The sequence below is a fragment of the Flavobacterium sp. W22_SRS_FP1 genome (assembly GCF_052113685.1).
Lineage (GTDB): Bacteria > Bacteroidota > Bacteroidia > Flavobacteriales > Flavobacteriaceae > Flavobacterium.
Window position 1 is genome coordinate 1 of sequence record NZ_JBGQOE010000042.1, and the last position, 15,323, is coordinate 15,323.

Genomic DNA, 15,323 nt, shown 5'->3' on the forward strand with positions numbered 1-15,323 from the left:
TTCATCAATAAATTTATTTTTGAGAGACCAATAAATAATATCAAAACACAAATAATTTAATTACACCCAACGGGTTAAAAACGTATAAACTTTACATATTTTAATTAAAATTGCATTTGTAGGTAGATCTATGCTAGCCAATTATCTCTATAATTGAAGGTGTCTTTATTTATAAAGTACTGTCCGTGGCCTGGCTAACTCAAAACTCTGTAGTCCAAAGTCGCCAGTTTCAAAAGCATTAGTTCTAAAAACATTTTCTCCTATGAATGGAATTTCTGGGTAATAAGAAAGAGATATTTGGAAAGAACTAAACACTAAATAGTCATTGTTTATGATTACTCCAACTCCTATTTTAGAATAGCCTTTTGTTGTTTTGACACCATTATGGTTATTTCCCAATAACGCTATTGAATAGTTAAAATAGGGGTTCATCCTAAATCCTATAACATCGTTTGGTGCATAGGCTTGCGTTTGTAAAGTCAGAAGCATTTTATTGGTACCATAAACAGCACTGTTAAAACCCTGAATTCCAAAATTTTCATTTATGTTTAGTCGGTCAGCTAACGAACTTTGGCGGTTTAAACCTACGACTATTTGCGGTTTAACAAACTGTCTCAATTTCCATTTGCCAAACTCGGTGAGTTTAGTGAAATAATTAGCTTGAAACGAAAAGGCAGTCTGTTCTGTTTTGGAATGATTAAAGAAAGTACCTATCTCAAAGTTAGTACTCAAAAAGCCCCATTTATGATAATTCCCGAAGGAAACCTGACCTCCTAAATAAGGTCTCCATTCATTGTTTTTATTTTGATAGCCTAGTGTTAATCCAAAGATTCTTCCGACAGGAACATCTTCGATAATCCCGTTTCTAAAGATATATCTGTCTTCAATAAAATTACGTGTGCTGATCCCAATTCCAGATAGGATGAATTGTTCGTTTGAATAAAAATTGATAGGGTCATATAATTGGGAAGGACTCTCTTGATAATTAATATTTAAAAACCGTCCAGATAGAATTAAATTCGTTGTCTTTGCATTTATTGTACTTCCTTTAAGAATTTGGACGGCTTTTCCAACCCAAAAATCATGTGAACTGTATTTGAAATTTTGGAATACATATTTCAAATCAGTCCCTTGTAAAGTGTCTTTTCTAAAACGTTGGTCTAAAGAGATTCCTGCGGCCCATTTTGCTAGAGGAGAATAGAAAGGACGATCAAAGACAATACTTTTTTCATAATAATTATCTAAGTTTATGTGGTATTTCAGTACTGTTTTTACGAAGCTATTTTTGATATTGGGTACGGTATACACTAAATTATTTGCGTTTTTGCCATCACTCATTCTATTGGTGAACCGGTAATCAAATTGATGGCCTATTCCAAAAATATTTCTTTCAATTAATCCCAAAGAACTTTGTGAACCCGAAACCGAAAACTTGGGTATTGTACTCCAAGAATCCAGTACACGTATGCTTATGTCAATCGAGTCTGATTGGGGACTGATTAACTCTTCTGTAATTGATACTCGGTTAACAAACTTTTGTGCTCTTATGATACGTTCGGATTCCTCAATTTTTAATAAATTATAGGGAGTATTTTTTTTGAAAAGCAATAGATTATTTATTGCAATTTTTTTTGTTTTTAGATGCAGTCTATTCCCTGTTCTTTCTCCCCAGTTCCCTGGTTTTTTTATTGTATCAGTATCTGAATAACCAAAAGGGTCAAGTGTAATAATATTGATGTTGCGGATTATTTTGTCTTCAGCGGGTACTCTTTTTTTAGGTTTTACAATTGAAATAGTTTTTTTTGACTTTGTGGGTGCGAAAATTAAACCGTGAACAAACTTCGTAAACTTATTTTTTTTAGAATAGTTTTGGAGGCGTTGATATACCTTCGTACTGTCTTGTTCAGATTTTTTTTCTTGGGAAAAAGTATTCTGAACACTGAAAAGCATCAAAAGAAGCAGTATTGTTTTTTGATTACAAGACATTAAAAATAAGTTTCAGTAAGAATAAAAAAGCTGTTTTTTTCAGAGTTATCGAAATACAAAGCTAAGACTATTGTTATTAAACTATGGCATTTTATTAGATTCTGCAGCATCATCATAACTATTGGGCGTAAGATAATTTTCTTCAGAGGTTTCAGTTGCGGCTTCCTTAGGGGTAGTTTTATTTTTGCTGTTGTGTCGCCAAATGAATTTTTTGGGTAAATTATCGCCCATCAGATAGCCCCAGGCTTCTAACGAATCTATTTTGTCGAAAATAATTTTAACGATAGCCAATATTGGAATTGCCAAAAACATTCCCGGAATTCCCGCAATTCCTCCTCCAATAATAATCCCAATAATAGATACAAGGGCATTAATTTGAACCTTGGTATTGATAATAATGGGTACAAGAATGTTATTGTCGATTATTTGCACAACAACATTTACTGCAATTACCCCCAGAATAAGAGATACATCTGGAGTGCCGGTTAATGAAGCTAAAATGGTTAAGATTCCTGCAATTAGTATACCTATGTACGGAATAAGGTTGAGGATCCCTGTAATTAGGCCTAATAGTAAGAAGTATTCGATTCCGATAATATACAGGCCTAGACTTGTCAATACAGATACTGTAATCATTTCGATTATAAGACCTGAAACATAACTTTGCACAGCTATTTTTACTTGGCTTAGTATTTCTTGTACTTTTGGATGGTATTCTTTTCTGAATAATTTAGTAAAAAAAACCATAAAGTGAGTTCTGTACAAAAGAATCAAAAATGTATAAATGGGAATTAAAGTAATATCAAGAATAATATTGGATACTGAAATTAATGTTGTGCCTATTGTTTCTTTTCCTTTTTTAACAGAATCCTGAGCGACATCTTCCATGTATTTTCTTTGTTCCCAGATGCTAACGTTAAAATTTGATTTAATAAATCGATGGATATCAGTTATAAAAAGGTTGATGTTTTTTTTAATAGAATCAAAGTCGCTGGCTATACCAGTAACTTCATAAGATAAAAATGCCAAGATGCCCAAAAAAGCTAATACAAAAATTAGTATAGTTATTGTGGCGGCCAAACCATTAGGAAAACGCAATCTACGCTGCAAAAAAGTATTAATTGGTAACAATAATACAGCAAATAAAAAGGCCATCAGTAATGGGATTAGCACAGCTTGACCAATGTATAATATATATGTAATACTAATTAAAGAGATTAAAGTAAAACTAAGGCGGATATAAAAAGGATATTTGATGGTGTTTTTCATACTACCTAAGTTTTTTAAAATGCATCAATCCTTCTGTATTAGTTTACTGTTGGGCTGACAAATAGTATGTCATTCCGAGTTTTTTAAGTTATGTTATTATAGATTTTCCACCTAGAGTGCCTGAAATTACAATAAAAAGGCATTAAGTTTAGATTTATTTACAAAAAAGCTGCCTAATCTACAAACTCATGATCTTCAAAATGATCTTTCATTATGGCTATTCCTTTTTGGAAAAGTAAGTTGTTAGGGTAAATAACTCTCTCGCCGTCTTTGGTTTTCAGGGCAACATGAAAAGCACGAATGTCTTCAATTTCTGCTTCGATTGGAAAGTCCTTATCATGAATTCTTATAACATCTCCAATTTTAAAAGGAAATGAAAAAAACAATATGATGCCAGAGGTTATATTGCTTAAAATAGACCATTGCGCAAACATGGCAACACCCACAACCGTCGTGATAGAAGAGATAGCAATAATAATATCATTGGTTTGAACACCCCAAATAATAATTAGCGCAATTATTGCCAAAATAGTAGTTAACAAATGCATGTATTTGATGACCAGATTTGTTCGATGTTCGATTCTATGCGTCGTCCTAGCAAAACGTCTCACGAGTTTTGAAATAATAATTCGAGATGTTACTACCAAAATCATCAAAATTCCGGTTGCAACAGCTTCCAATGCAAAGTCTTTAATAAAATTCATTTTTTTCCTTTTATTCTAATTTACTTAAATAATCGTACACTTTGTGAACAGGCAATCCCATGACATTGGCATAAGAACCTTCAATTTTTGAGACAGCGATGAACCCTATCCATTCTTGAATGCCGTAAGCTCCTGCTTTATCGTATGGTTTGAAATTGTCGATATAATAAAGAATAGATTCGTCACTTAGTTCGTTGAAAGTGACTTTGGTTATGTCGTGTAGCAAATCCGTTTTTGAATTAGTCTTAAAACAAACCGATGTAATCACCTCGTGAGTAGTATTGGACAGTGACTTTAAAATTTCAAAGGCATCTTGTTTGTCTTTAGGTTTGCCTAAAGCTTTTTCGTTGAGCCACACGATGGTATCACTAGTAATGAGGATTTCATTTTCTTTCAACTCACTTTCAAAAGCGCTGGCTTTTAATTCAGCCAGGTAATTTGTTATTTCGGCCGCTTTTAATTCGGTTGGATAAATTTCTTCGATTTCTTTTAATCTGATTTCAAAGTCTAATTCTAAGTCTCTAAAGAATTGCTGTCTTCTTGGTGAGCCAGATGCAAGGATTAGTTTGTATTGTTTTAATTTATTTTTAAGCATTGTATTTTATATTTAAAGTAATGACGGCAATGGATATTATTCCAAAAAACAGAATCCATTTTAGGAGTAAACTTAATTTGCTGAACTCTTTTTTTGTTTTGGCAGGCCAAATTTTAATACTAAAAAAGAGTAATGGTCCCACTATAAAAACAAAAGCATAGATTGTAGTTGCCAATAAATTATTGGCTACAAAGTAATTGTTGATATAAACCAAAAGGAATGCTACCGGTATTAGCCCTAAAATGGAGGCTAATTTTGATGTTTTGTTGATTCCGAAAACTATTGCTACCGTTTTCATTCCTTGACTTTCATCTCCTTTTTTATCTTCTAAGTCTTTAACAATTTCCCGTATTAAATTAATCATGAACGCAAATATTGCAAAGTCAAGAAGTATGGAAAAAAGATTCGACATTATCGGCTGATTTGCTTGGTCAATAACGGGATATAAATCAAATATACCAATAATAATAACGCTAAACGAAAGCAATAGAGCAACAACTATGTTACCCAGAAGCAGCATTTGTTTTAAGCTTGTTGCGTACATATAAAGTGTAGCGGCAATCAGGATAAAGATAGCGGCAAAGCCAGGTTTTAAAATGACATTCGACAAATAAAAACCGATTACAACACCTGTAATATTTAAGGCAAAATAAATGTTGTACGCAGTTGTTTCGGTAATTTTTTGACCTACAATGATCTCTTTTGGTCTGTTCTCAATGTCTGTATCTTGATCAAAGATATCATTAATTACATAACCTGCTGCGGCTAGTAAAACAGTGCTTAATACTAATAATCCGTATTGCCATTCTGCTAAGGCTAGGGGAACGTTTTGCAATTTCAAGAAGCCGTAGCGAAAAATCAATTGCATGAAAGCCAACATCAGTAAATTTTGATATCGGATAAGATTGAGGAAGGCCATAGCTGAGTTTTAGATTATAGATTTACAGTATGCGGTAGTTTTCTGCTGTTATCTTGAGTACTAGTCTAGCTTTCCGTCAAAATGGCTCATCCATTTACCTTGTACTTTCATCACCTGCTCTATAACATCACGAGCAGCGCCTTTCCCACCGTTTTTATGTGAAATATAGTTTGATATAGATTTGATTTCTGAACAGGCATCTTGAGGACAGCTGGACAATCCTACTAATTTCATTACATGATAATCTGGGATGTCATCTCCCATATAAAGTACATGCTCAGGATTGATACTATATAATTCAGTATATTCTTTAAACGTTTCCACTTTATCTGGCGTTCCTAAATGAATATCGGTAATACCTAAATTTCTCAACCGTACGCGTACTCCTTCGTTACTACCGCCAGAAATGATACATACATTATATCCGCTTTCTACCGCTGCTTTCATAGCATAACCGTCACGAATATTCATTGTTCTTAGAATTTCGCCTTCGGTGGTCACAAGTACGGAGCTGTCTGTAAGTACGCCGTCAACATCAAAAATAAAAGTGCTGATATCGTTCATTAATTCTTTATAACTTTTTGCCATTATCTTGTATTGATTGTGTTAGTGTTTTATAAATATTTGATTGATTGCTATTTGTCAAAAATAACTGATGCGCTTCAATTGTTTTCTTGTCGTTGCGAATTGCTGGTCCAGTTTGGGCATTTTCTGGAGCGAGCGTGCTTAATTTTTGAGCCGTTTCCAGTATTAAAGGCTTTAAAATGTCAAAAGGAACCTGGTGCTCCACACAAATTTCATTTCCTATCTGGTATAAATGGTTGGTGAAATTATTTACGAAAACTGCCGCTACATGCAAAGCTTTTCTTTGCTCGGAGTTAATCGCAAAAACTTTTTCTGAGATTGATTTAGCTACTTTTTCTAGTAATCGAAAATCGGTACTGTTTTCACTTTCTAAACAAATAGGGATATTCTTAAAATCGACTTCCTTGTTTTTAGTAAAAGTCTGAAGTGGATAAAAAACGCCTCTGCGATTGTTTTTATTCAAAGAATCTAGTGCAACACTGCCCGAGGTGTGAACAACAAGTCGGTTTTTGAATGGCAATTGATCAGCAACACTGGCAATAGCATCGTCAGAAACGGCAATGATATATAGATCGGCAGCTTCAATAGCGCTAAAATCAGTTGTAATTTGATCAGAATCGAGAAGCTGTAGTAGGGGCGCTTTTTTTCTAGAAAAAACTTGTGCCAATTCAATTTCAGTTCCTACTGTTTGGTTTTTTTGGAATGCGACAATTAGATGTTGCGCAACATTTCCGGAGCCGATAATAATTACTTTAAGCATGTTACAAAATTAGCATTTTTTTTTAAAGAGCTCGCAACTATTCGCATTATACATTTTTGATAAAAAAGCCAACAAATACCATCATTTATTTGAGTTTTAGAGGCTTAATTTTTGATTAAATTAACAATTGGACGAATATAGAACTCAAGATTTTTAAGTACTTTTGTATCAGTTTTAAAAAACGCAATTACTTACAAATGAATAAAAAATATTTCTCGTTTTTATTTTCCACACGCTTAATGGCAATCCTTTTCGTAACTTATGCAATAGCAATGGGTTCAGGAACTTTTATCGAAAGTAAATACAATACAGATACAGCTCGAATTTTAGTTTATAACTCATGGTGGTTCGAGGCCATTCACGTTTTTTTCCTGATTAATTTCATCGGTAATATTAAACGGTACCAGTTATTAAAAAAAGAAAAATGGGCTACATTACTGCTTCATATGTCTTTTATTTTTATCCTTTTGGGGGCATTTGTAACTCGATATATTAGTTATGAAGGAATGATGCCTATACGGGAAGGAGCTGCCGAAAATCAGTTTTACTCTGATAAAACTTTTCTAACAGTATTTATCGATGGTGAATATAAAGGTGAAATGAAACGTAGGGTTTTTGAAAAACAATTACTTCTATCTCCGGCAACAAATAATGACTTTTCTATCTCTGATAAATTTGCCGATACTTCTTTTGAAGTGGAATACGAGAATTTTATCATGGGGGCAAAAGAATATGTAAAAGCAGATGACAAAGGTGTTTTATACTTAAAATTGGTAGAAGCTGGTGACGGAGGTCGTGAAGAACATTTTCTGAAAGAAGGCGAAGTTCAAAATATTCACAATGTTTTGTATGCGTTGAACAAACCAACCGAAGGAGCCATAAACATAAACACAACTGGAACTGAATATACCATTAATACACCTTTTGAAGGTGATTTTATGCGAATGGCAGATAAATTACAAGGGAAGGTTACTAAAGATCTTGTACAACCCTTAATGATGCGTTCACTTTATACCATTGGAGAAAAACGATTTGTATTTCCTGACCCAGCAGTTAAAGGTGTGATAGCTTATGAATCAAATAACGATTTTAAAGCTAAAAATCACGAAGATGCTTTGGTGTTGAAAGTAAAGGCCGAAGGACAAGAAAAAGAGGTGACCGTTGTGGGGTCAAAAGGAAAAGTGGGACAGTTTGAAACAGTAACCATAGGAGCGATAGATTATACTTTTTTCTATGGGAGTAAAGCCTATGTTTTACCTTTCAAAATCAAACTAAACGATTTTATAGCTACAAAATATCCGGGAACGGAAAAAAGCTATTCTTCTTTTGAAAGTAAAGTTACTGTTCAAGATTCCTCAGAAGTTTTTGATGCCAGAATATTCATGAATAATGTATTAGATTATCAAGGATATCGTTTCTTTCAAGCCTCTTTTGACCCAGATGAAAAGGGCACAGTATTATCAGTAAACCATGATTTCTGGGGTACAGCAATAACGTACGCAGGATATTTTATGTTGTTTTTTGCCATGATGAGCATCATGTTTACCAAGTACTCTCGTTTTGCAGATTTAAGACGAAAACTAGAAGTGGTGAAAGAGAAAAAATCAAAATTGATCACTGTCTTAGTTTTGTTGCTGAGTTTGAATGGTTTTGCACAAACACATAATCATGAGCATGATGCCGCTGGAAGTCATGAAGACCATGTGGAAAACGGTAACCACACGCGAGTAGGTCCTACTGAAAAGCAAATAGATTCTTTACTCAATAAATTTAAAGTTACTGAAGCACATGCGTCGAAATTTGGACGATTAGTTATCCAAGATGCAGGTGGAAGAATGAAACCTATCAATACGTTCTCTTCTGAATTACTAAGAAAGGTAAGCCATTCTAATGATTATAAGGGTATGAATTCCGATCAGGTATTTCTGTCAATGTCGCAGTATGCACAATTTTGGATTGAAGTTCCTTTGATTTACATCAAAAGCGGAAATGATAGCATTCGTAAGATAATAGGTGTTGACGCGAAAGCTAAGACTGCCCCATTTGTGGCCTTTTTTGATGAAAAAGGCAGCTATAAACTATCTCCCTATTTAGATGCTGCGTATAAAGCTGCAAACCCAAATCAGTTTGAAAAAGACTTTATTGAAACGGATAAGAAAGTAAATTTAATGGAATCTGCTTTAAGTGGAAGAATATTAAAGATTTTCCCTATTCCAAATGATCCCAATAATAAATGGGTCTCATCTTTAGAACTAGGCGAGGCGGGGCTAAAAGGAATGGATTCTACATACACAAAAAGTGTTTTGCCCTTGTATTTTGGTTCGTTAAATAATGCTTCGCTATCTAATGATTATAAGAATGCAGATGATTTAGTAGAAAGTATCCATGGTTTTCAAAAGAAGTTTGGTAGTGAAGTAATGCCAACTGAAAGAAAAATCACAATGGAGATACTGTATAACAAATACGATATACTTCAAAAACTACCTTACGCTTATATTTTAGCTTCAATCTTGATGTTGTTTTTTACAATAGTTCAAATATTTAAAGAAAATAAGTTAGTTCGTATTCTCGTAAACACGATGCATGTAATAATTGCTATATTATTTGTGATGCATACGCTTACTTTAGCTGCACGTTGGTTTATTTCGGGCCATGCGCCCTGGAGTGATGCTTACGAAGCCATTGTTTATGTAGCTTGGGCAACCATGTTCTTTGGTCTGGCATTTGATATTAAATCTAAACTGACGGTAGCTTCTGCCGCATTTGTGTCAGCAATGATTCTATCAGCGGCATACATGAATTGGATTGATCCAGAAATAGCTAATTTACAGCCTGTACTTAATTCTTACTGGTTAATGATTCACGTGGCGGTTATTGTTGCGAGTTATGGACCATTTGCTCTGGGAATGATTTTAGGTTTTGTTTCTTTACTGTTGATCTTTTTTACCAATGAAAAGAACAAGGCAAAAATGGATTTAAATATCCAAGAAATAACTTATATCAATGAATTAGCATTAACCGTAGGTTTAATCATGCTTACTATTGGTAACTTCTTAGGAGGACAATGGGCCAATGAAAGCTGGGGACGCTACTGGGGATGGGACCCTAAGGAAACTTGGGCGTTGATTAGTATTATGGTTTATGCATTTGTTATTCATGCTCGATTTGTTCCTTCACTAAGAGGAAAATGGATTTTTAACTTGATGAGTATGTTTGCTTTTGTATCTATATTATTTACTTATTATGGAGTGAACTTTCACTTAGTGGGACTGCACTCGTATGCTAGTGGAGAAGCACATTCGCTAAATTGGATTTGGTATTCATTAGGAACAATCTCATTTATTGGGACTATCACATACCCAAAGTACAAGAAGTATTATAAAAAATAAGTCTACTTATTTTGTTTAAAACAACAAAAAGGTTCAACTCTCAGAGTTGAACCTTTTTTTTTAAGCCTTTAATTGTACAACATACTCCTTTGGGGATAGGCCTGTTATATCTTTAAAACTGCAGAAAAAGGGATTATAAGAGGCAAAACCAACTTCTCTTGCTAATGATTCTAAGGTGCTAGTCCTTAAATAATTAGACTGAAGCAGCTCAATCGAATGCCGTATTCGAATATTCTTTTTATAATCTAAAAAGGATATTTTGCAATGATATTTAAAGACGTAGTTTAAGTGGCTATTTGGAATTCTGAGATCTTGTGCTAGTTCAGATAAGGAATATTTACAGTCTTTAAATGATCCAATATCTGAAGCTCTTTTCTCAATTTCAGCAATATATTTTATTATGTTTTTATCAATCTGTTTTTTTAATTTAATGTTCTGAGGGTTATAAATCTCTTTCTTCGAGTTTATAATCCAAACGTTAGCTAGCTCTAATTGCTCAATATTGTCTTTTTTGATAATATCGATAAATAGATTGTAGCCATATAATAGCTCTGGGGATATTAAAATTTTTATAAATAGTATAGTCCAGACTAGAGCAGGTACCCAAATGTAATCAATATCAATAAAAGGGTCTTCATTAAATATTTGAAAATACAGAGATAGTAAAGCACGCAAAATGTTTATTGTAGCAATAATGAATAAAAATAAAGCAGCCTTATTAATTAACCTAGTATGCTTATTTACAATCCTAACTTTATTGTCGTTAAACCAAATATTTTTACCAATTAAATTGAAGTTCAAAAACCAATAAGTACAAGCATATATAAGGAACAAGCTAAATAAAGTTAATCTGCTTGGTATTGCGATGGTACTTTTAAAAGGATATAAAAGTATATTGTATATAATGAATATAGTAGGCAGGATAAAATGGATTAAATCCGTTTTTATAAAAACCTTCCTATTTAATAGTAAAGTTTTCAAATACAGATATAAACAAGGTATTATAAGTATGAAAATGCCATTATAATTTAAATTTCTTGGCTGCAAAGGTTCAATTTGGAGTAATTGAATAAGTCCTATTGCGGTAAAGCGGGTGGAAATCAGGAGTATAGTAATTAGTGAATAGATGTTTACCAATACATTTGATTTGGATCTTATCTGAAGAAGAAAGAGGGTCAAAAAACCTAACAAACCCGTATTTAATTGAAGTAGATATAGAAACATATTAAGAATGTTAAATTATTTAATTAGAAAAGGAATTAGCATTGTCACATTTGATTAGATTATGCAGATGATTTTATTTCTATAAATCTGTAAATAGTTGATGATATAATATTTTTTTTAACATAATAATGATTTATTTTAATTGGTCATTTTGCAATTATCTTTTCGTCAAGGTTTCAGTTAAAAAAGAAATAAATTAGTAAGAAATAATACTTTTTTGGTGACCATCTTAGTTCATCATATTTCCTTAGGGATAGTTTTTTGTTAGATTCAGTATGTCTAAAACTATCAATTGTTGTGTTTCGCTTCATATTTATCTGTTTAATTTGTTACTAAAAGTTTAAAATTAGTTACTAAAAAAATTAAAATCATAGAATTTACTGATAAATGAAAAAACTGTACGGTTAATTTAATCGACTAAGTGCTACATTTGTTCGACTAAGTGCGCAAAAAGTGCCTTATTAGTTTTTAAAGAAGATAGGATGAAGTATTTATTTTTGTTTTTCAGTATTTCTTTTTACGGCCAGGTTTTGCACCACCAGATGATATCTTCTCAGGGTACAACGAGTAAAACATCAAACGGTACTTTGGTGAGACAGACAATAGGGCAGTTGAGTAGATCCGGTAATTATGATAGTGATGAGATGACAGTAGGTCAAGGTTTTCAGCAGAGTATCTGGCAGAAGTATATTGCAGCTAACAAAGCGCAAGGATTAAGCAATATTCTAACCTATCCAAATCCTTTTGTAGATATCGTAAATTTTAGATTTCCTGAAACTGTAGTTGAGGTTGTCTCCATTTATGTTTTTGATATTAATGGTCGAATCGTATTTCAGAAAGACGAGGAGATGGACGGTCCTCTCCTAACAATCGATTTAGCATTCTTACCCAGGTCCAATTATTTAGTCAGGTTAAAATCTAAAAAATTCAATTATTATACCCAAATCTTAAAAAACTTATGAAAAAGTATTTATTATTTATTGCCTTAATGGCTTCGTTTCAGATTTTTTCACAAGAGTCCTATATGTACTCTGGAACTAATCTTACAGCTTATAAATATAAAGTGGGTATTATCAAAATGAGTTCGAACTTACAAAGTGGCTCTGGTAGTTTTTATGAGGTAGGTTTAATTAATCCAATTATAGGAAAGAGAATCTTTTACTCGGTAGGAGTTTCTGTTAATGATTATAATGCGATTGGCTCAACAAATACAAGTACCTACAGATGGGACACAAAGTTTGTAGGTGTAGATTCTGGGGTCTTACTTTCGTTGTTTCCTCATAAATTAAAACCAGTCAAGGCTGTGGTTAAAGGTAGGAAGGATAAAGCTGAGGCTGCTGCAGACCAAACTGGAAAAGATAAGCCAGTCAATATACAATCAGATGTTAGTGGTTACAGGGCACTTTCTTTAAGACGTTTTGATGTTTTATTAAACGCAGGAGCTAAAGTGGCTACTATAGTTCATGGTAAGCAGCAAATAGACGGTATCTATTATGACTTATTACAAGAAAAAGAATTTTCAGGGGTTTTCGTTGGATCGAATGTCGGAATGAAAATTAAATATTATGTAACATCACGTGTTTCAACAAGTGTAGGTTACAATTTTTGTCAAAGTTTTAATTTCTCAAATAAGTCAGAAGAAAAGTTATCATTCAATACCAATCAAGTTCAATTTGGACTTCATTTTAACATCAATTAATTATGAAAAGAATTATACTATTTATTGTACTGCTTATTTCCACCGTAAGTTTTTCTCAAGCTCAAACGAATGGAATTACGTATCAAGCTGTCATACTTAATCCAGATGGAGAAATGTTACCGGGAAAAAATAATACTAGCATTCCTTTAGTGAATACTGATGTTTGTATGCTTTTTGGTTTTGTAGATGAGTTTTCGAAGGTAGAATACCAAGAGATTATCCAAACTAAAACCGATGATTATGGGATGGTTAATTTAATCATAGGATCTGGTAAGCAGAACGCAGGATATGCTTCCTCGTTCTTGGATATATATTGGGGACCATATAAGAAAAATTTAGTAGTGTCTATAAGCACTAGCGGTAGCTGTTCATCATTTACAGAGATCAGTAATCAAGAATTTACTTCTGTTCCTTATTCCTTTACAGCAAATTCTGCTGAAAATGTAACAGGTGTTGTTCCTATTGAAAATGGGGGTACCAATGCAGTAACAGTTGTTGGTGCTAAAACAAATTTAGGTCTTGAGAATGTTGATAATACATCTGACCTAAATAAGCCTATAAGTATCGCTGCACAAGCTGCTTTGAATGTGAACTCAAATGCGATAACGACTGAAGCGTCAACGGCTAGAGCAGCAGAATTAGTTTTAAGAAATAATTTAGCTACTGAAGCTACAACGGCTAGAGCAGCAGAATTAGTTTTAACAAATAACTTATCACAAGAAGTTTTAAGAGCAACAACGGCTGAAATTGCTAACGCAACGGCAATTGAAGCAGAAGCTACAACAGCTCGAGCAGCAGAGTTAGTCCTAACAGATAATTTAGCTGCTGAAGTATCTAAAGCTAGAGCAGCAGAATTAGTTTTAAGAAATGACTTGTCACAAGAAGTTTCTAGAGCAACAACGGCTGAAATTGCTAATACAACTGCAATTGAAGCAGAAGCTACAAAAGCTAGAGCAGCAGAGTTAGTCTTAACAAATAATTTATCTGCTGAAGCTACAACTGCTAGAGCAGCAGAATTAGTTTTAACAAATGACTTGTCACAAGAAGTTTCAAGAGCAACAACGGCTGAAATTGCTAACGCAACGGCAATCGTAGCAGAAGCTACAAAAGCCAGAGCAGCAGAGTTAGTCTTAACAGATAATTTAGCTGCTGAAGCTTCAACGGCTAGAGCTGCAGAATTAGTTTTAAGAGATGCTTTAAGTACTGAAGTCGCAGCTGCTAGATTAGCAGAATTGACAAATGCTAATGCAATTACAGCAGAAACCTCAAGAGCAAAAGCTGCGGAGTCAGTAAACACTGGCTTAATTGCTGCAGAAGCAGTAACAGCCAGAGCAGCAGAATCTACAAATGCTAATGCGATTACAGTAGAATCTACAAGAGCAAAATTAGCAGAGTCTACAAATACTAGTGCAATTACGGCAGAAGCTGCAAGAGCAGGATTAGCAGAATCAGTTTTAAGGGATGGTTTAAGTGCTGAAGTTGCAGCCGCTAGATTAGCAGAATTGACAAATGCTAATGCAATTACAGTTGAAGTAGCAAGAGCAAAAGCTGCAGAAGTAGTAAATGCAGATGCAATTATCGCGGAAACAATTAGAGCTAAAGCTAGTGAGGATTTAAATAAATTAGCAATACAAGACATCAGTACTTTGGCTGATGGAAAAATTTATATCGGGGATGGTGCAAATACAAGCATAGAAAGAACCGTTTCAGGAGATGTTACACTCAGCAATACTGGTGTTTCGGCTATTGGGGCAGACAAAATTGTTAGTACAATGATTGCTGATTCAAATGTTACCACAGGAAAACTAGCAAATGATGCAGTTACTACAGTTAAAATATTAGATTCAAATGTAATTACTTCTAAGATTGCTAATTTAAATGTTACTACAGAAAAACTAGCTGATAATGCAGTAACTACAGTTAAAATATTAGATTCAAACGTAACAACAGCTAAGATTGCTGATTTAAATGTTAGCACAGGAAAATTAGCTGATCTTGCAGTAACAACCTCTAAGATTGCTGATGCAAATGTTAGCACAGGAAAATTAGCTGATCTTGCAGTAACTACATCTAAGATTGCTGATGCAAATGTTAGCACAGGAAAATTAGCTGATCTTGCAGTAACTACACCTAAGATTGCTGATTTAAATGTTAGCACAGGAAAATTAGCTGATCTTTCAGTAACAACCTCTA

Annotated in this window: 12 protein-coding genes; 4 read left to right on the forward strand and 8 right to left on the reverse strand. The window is 33.6% G+C overall.

Translation table 11 applies throughout. The features are described 5' to 3' along the window. Positions 1 to 165: 165 nt before the first annotated feature. The 7 genes from ACEN2H_RS14900 to ACEN2H_RS14930 all read right to left on the reverse strand — a co-directional run bounded on the left by ACEN2H_RS14900 (position 166) and on the right by ACEN2H_RS14930 (position 6,818). Positions 166 to 1,986 (reverse strand): hypothetical protein, encoded by a 1,821-nt coding sequence (locus tag ACEN2H_RS14900; RefSeq protein WP_441733715.1) that lies wholly within the window; start codon positions 1,984 to 1,986, stop codon positions 166 to 168. Between the two features lie 81 nt (positions 1,987 to 2,067). After that, a complete protein-coding gene (locus tag ACEN2H_RS14905) occupies positions 2,068 to 3,255 on the reverse strand; it encodes an AI-2E family transporter (protein ID WP_441733717.1) in 1,188 nt (395 codons plus the stop codon). 173 nt (positions 3,256 to 3,428) lie between these two features. Further along, positions 3,429 to 3,959, reverse strand: coding sequence for a mechanosensitive ion channel domain-containing protein (locus tag ACEN2H_RS14910; RefSeq protein WP_441733719.1), 531 nt, complete (start codon positions 3,957 to 3,959; stop codon positions 3,429 to 3,431). A gap of 10 nt (positions 3,960 to 3,969) precedes the next feature. Continuing rightward, positions 3,970 to 4,554 (reverse strand): Maf-like protein, encoded by a 585-nt coding sequence (locus ACEN2H_RS14915; protein ID WP_441733721.1) that lies wholly within the window; start codon positions 4,552 to 4,554, stop codon positions 3,970 to 3,972. Then, complete coding sequence (locus ACEN2H_RS14920; RefSeq protein ID WP_441733723.1) at positions 4,547 to 5,473, reverse strand: geranylgeranylglycerol-phosphate geranylgeranyltransferase; 927 nt, start codon at positions 5,471 to 5,473, stop codon at positions 4,547 to 4,549. Before ACEN2H_RS14920 ends, ACEN2H_RS14915 begins: the two co-directional genes overlap by 8 nt. A gap of 60 nt (positions 5,474 to 5,533) precedes the next feature. Next, on the reverse strand, positions 5,534 to 6,061 hold the full coding sequence (locus ACEN2H_RS14925; RefSeq protein WP_441733725.1) for a KdsC family phosphatase: 528 nt from the start codon (positions 6,059 to 6,061) through the stop codon (positions 5,534 to 5,536). Beyond that, positions 6,045 to 6,818 (reverse strand): Rossmann-like and DUF2520 domain-containing protein, encoded by a 774-nt coding sequence (locus ACEN2H_RS14930; protein ID WP_441733727.1) that lies wholly within the window; start codon positions 6,816 to 6,818, stop codon positions 6,045 to 6,047. The genes ACEN2H_RS14925 and ACEN2H_RS14930 overlap by 17 nt, the downstream gene beginning before the upstream one ends. Positions 6,819 to 7,015: 197 nt before the next feature. On the opposite strand from ACEN2H_RS14930, the gene ccsA reads away from it, so the two are divergent. Next, entirely contained in the window at positions 7,016 to 10,207 is a 3,192-nt protein-coding gene (ccsA, locus tag ACEN2H_RS14935; RefSeq protein ID WP_441733729.1) for a cytochrome c biogenesis protein CcsA, read from the forward strand. A gap of 60 nt (positions 10,208 to 10,267) precedes the next feature. Here the strand turns inward: ccsA and ACEN2H_RS14940 are convergent, their stop codons facing one another. Continuing rightward, the gene (locus tag ACEN2H_RS14940) at positions 10,268 to 11,008 is read right to left on the reverse strand and encodes a helix-turn-helix domain-containing protein (protein ID WP_441733730.1); all 741 of its coding nucleotides are present in this window, start codon (positions 11,006 to 11,008) and stop codon (positions 10,268 to 10,270) included. A 905-nt stretch (positions 11,009 to 11,913) separates the two neighbouring features. Between ACEN2H_RS14940 and ACEN2H_RS14945 the strand changes: the two genes are divergently transcribed. The 3 genes from ACEN2H_RS14945 to ACEN2H_RS14955 form a co-directional block, all read left to right on the forward strand. After that, positions 11,914 to 12,393: a T9SS type A sorting domain-containing protein gene (locus tag ACEN2H_RS14945; protein ID WP_441733732.1), complete on the forward strand. Its 480-nt coding sequence runs from the start codon at positions 11,914 to 11,916 to the stop codon at positions 12,391 to 12,393. Next, a complete protein-coding gene (locus ACEN2H_RS14950; protein WP_441733734.1) occupies positions 12,390 to 13,130 on the forward strand; it encodes a hypothetical protein in 741 nt (246 codons plus the stop codon). The genes ACEN2H_RS14945 and ACEN2H_RS14950 overlap by 4 nt, the downstream gene beginning before the upstream one ends. A 2-nt stretch (positions 13,131 to 13,132) precedes the next feature. Then, positions 13,133 to 15,323: hypothetical protein (locus ACEN2H_RS14955; protein WP_441733736.1), on the forward strand; the 2,191-nt coding region annotated here is incomplete at its 3' end.

Bases quoted from the DNA above. Each gene is read 5' to 3' on its own strand.
- ACEN2H_RS14900 (WP_441733715.1), bottom strand. From the start codon at position 1,986: ATGTCTTGTAATCAAAAAACAATACTGCTTCTTTTGATGCTTTTCAGT.
- ACEN2H_RS14905 (WP_441733717.1), bottom strand. From the start codon at position 3,255: ATGAAAAACACCATCAAATATCCTTTTTATATCCGCCTTAGTTTTACT.
- ACEN2H_RS14910 (WP_441733719.1), bottom strand. From the start codon at position 3,959: ATGAATTTTATTAAAGACTTTGCATTGGAAGCTGTTGCAACCGGAATT.
- ACEN2H_RS14915 (WP_441733721.1), bottom strand. From the start codon at position 4,554: ATGCTTAAAAATAAATTAAAACAATACAAACTAATCCTTGCATCTGGC.
- ACEN2H_RS14920 (WP_441733723.1), bottom strand. From the start codon at position 5,473: ATGGCCTTCCTCAATCTTATCCGATATCAAAATTTACTGATGTTGGCT.
- ACEN2H_RS14925 (WP_441733725.1), bottom strand. From the start codon at position 6,061: ATGGCAAAAAGTTATAAAGAATTAATGAACGATATCAGCACTTTTATT.
- ACEN2H_RS14930 (WP_441733727.1), bottom strand. From the start codon at position 6,818: ATGCTTAAAGTAATTATTATCGGCTCCGGAAATGTTGCGCAACATCTA.
- ccsA (WP_441733729.1), top strand. From the start codon at position 7,016: ATGAATAAAAAATATTTCTCGTTTTTATTTTCCACACGCTTAATGGCA.
- ACEN2H_RS14945 (WP_441733732.1), top strand. From the start codon at position 11,914: ATGAAGTATTTATTTTTGTTTTTCAGTATTTCTTTTTACGGCCAGGTT.
- ACEN2H_RS14950 (WP_441733734.1), top strand. From the start codon at position 12,390: ATGAAAAAGTATTTATTATTTATTGCCTTAATGGCTTCGTTTCAGATT.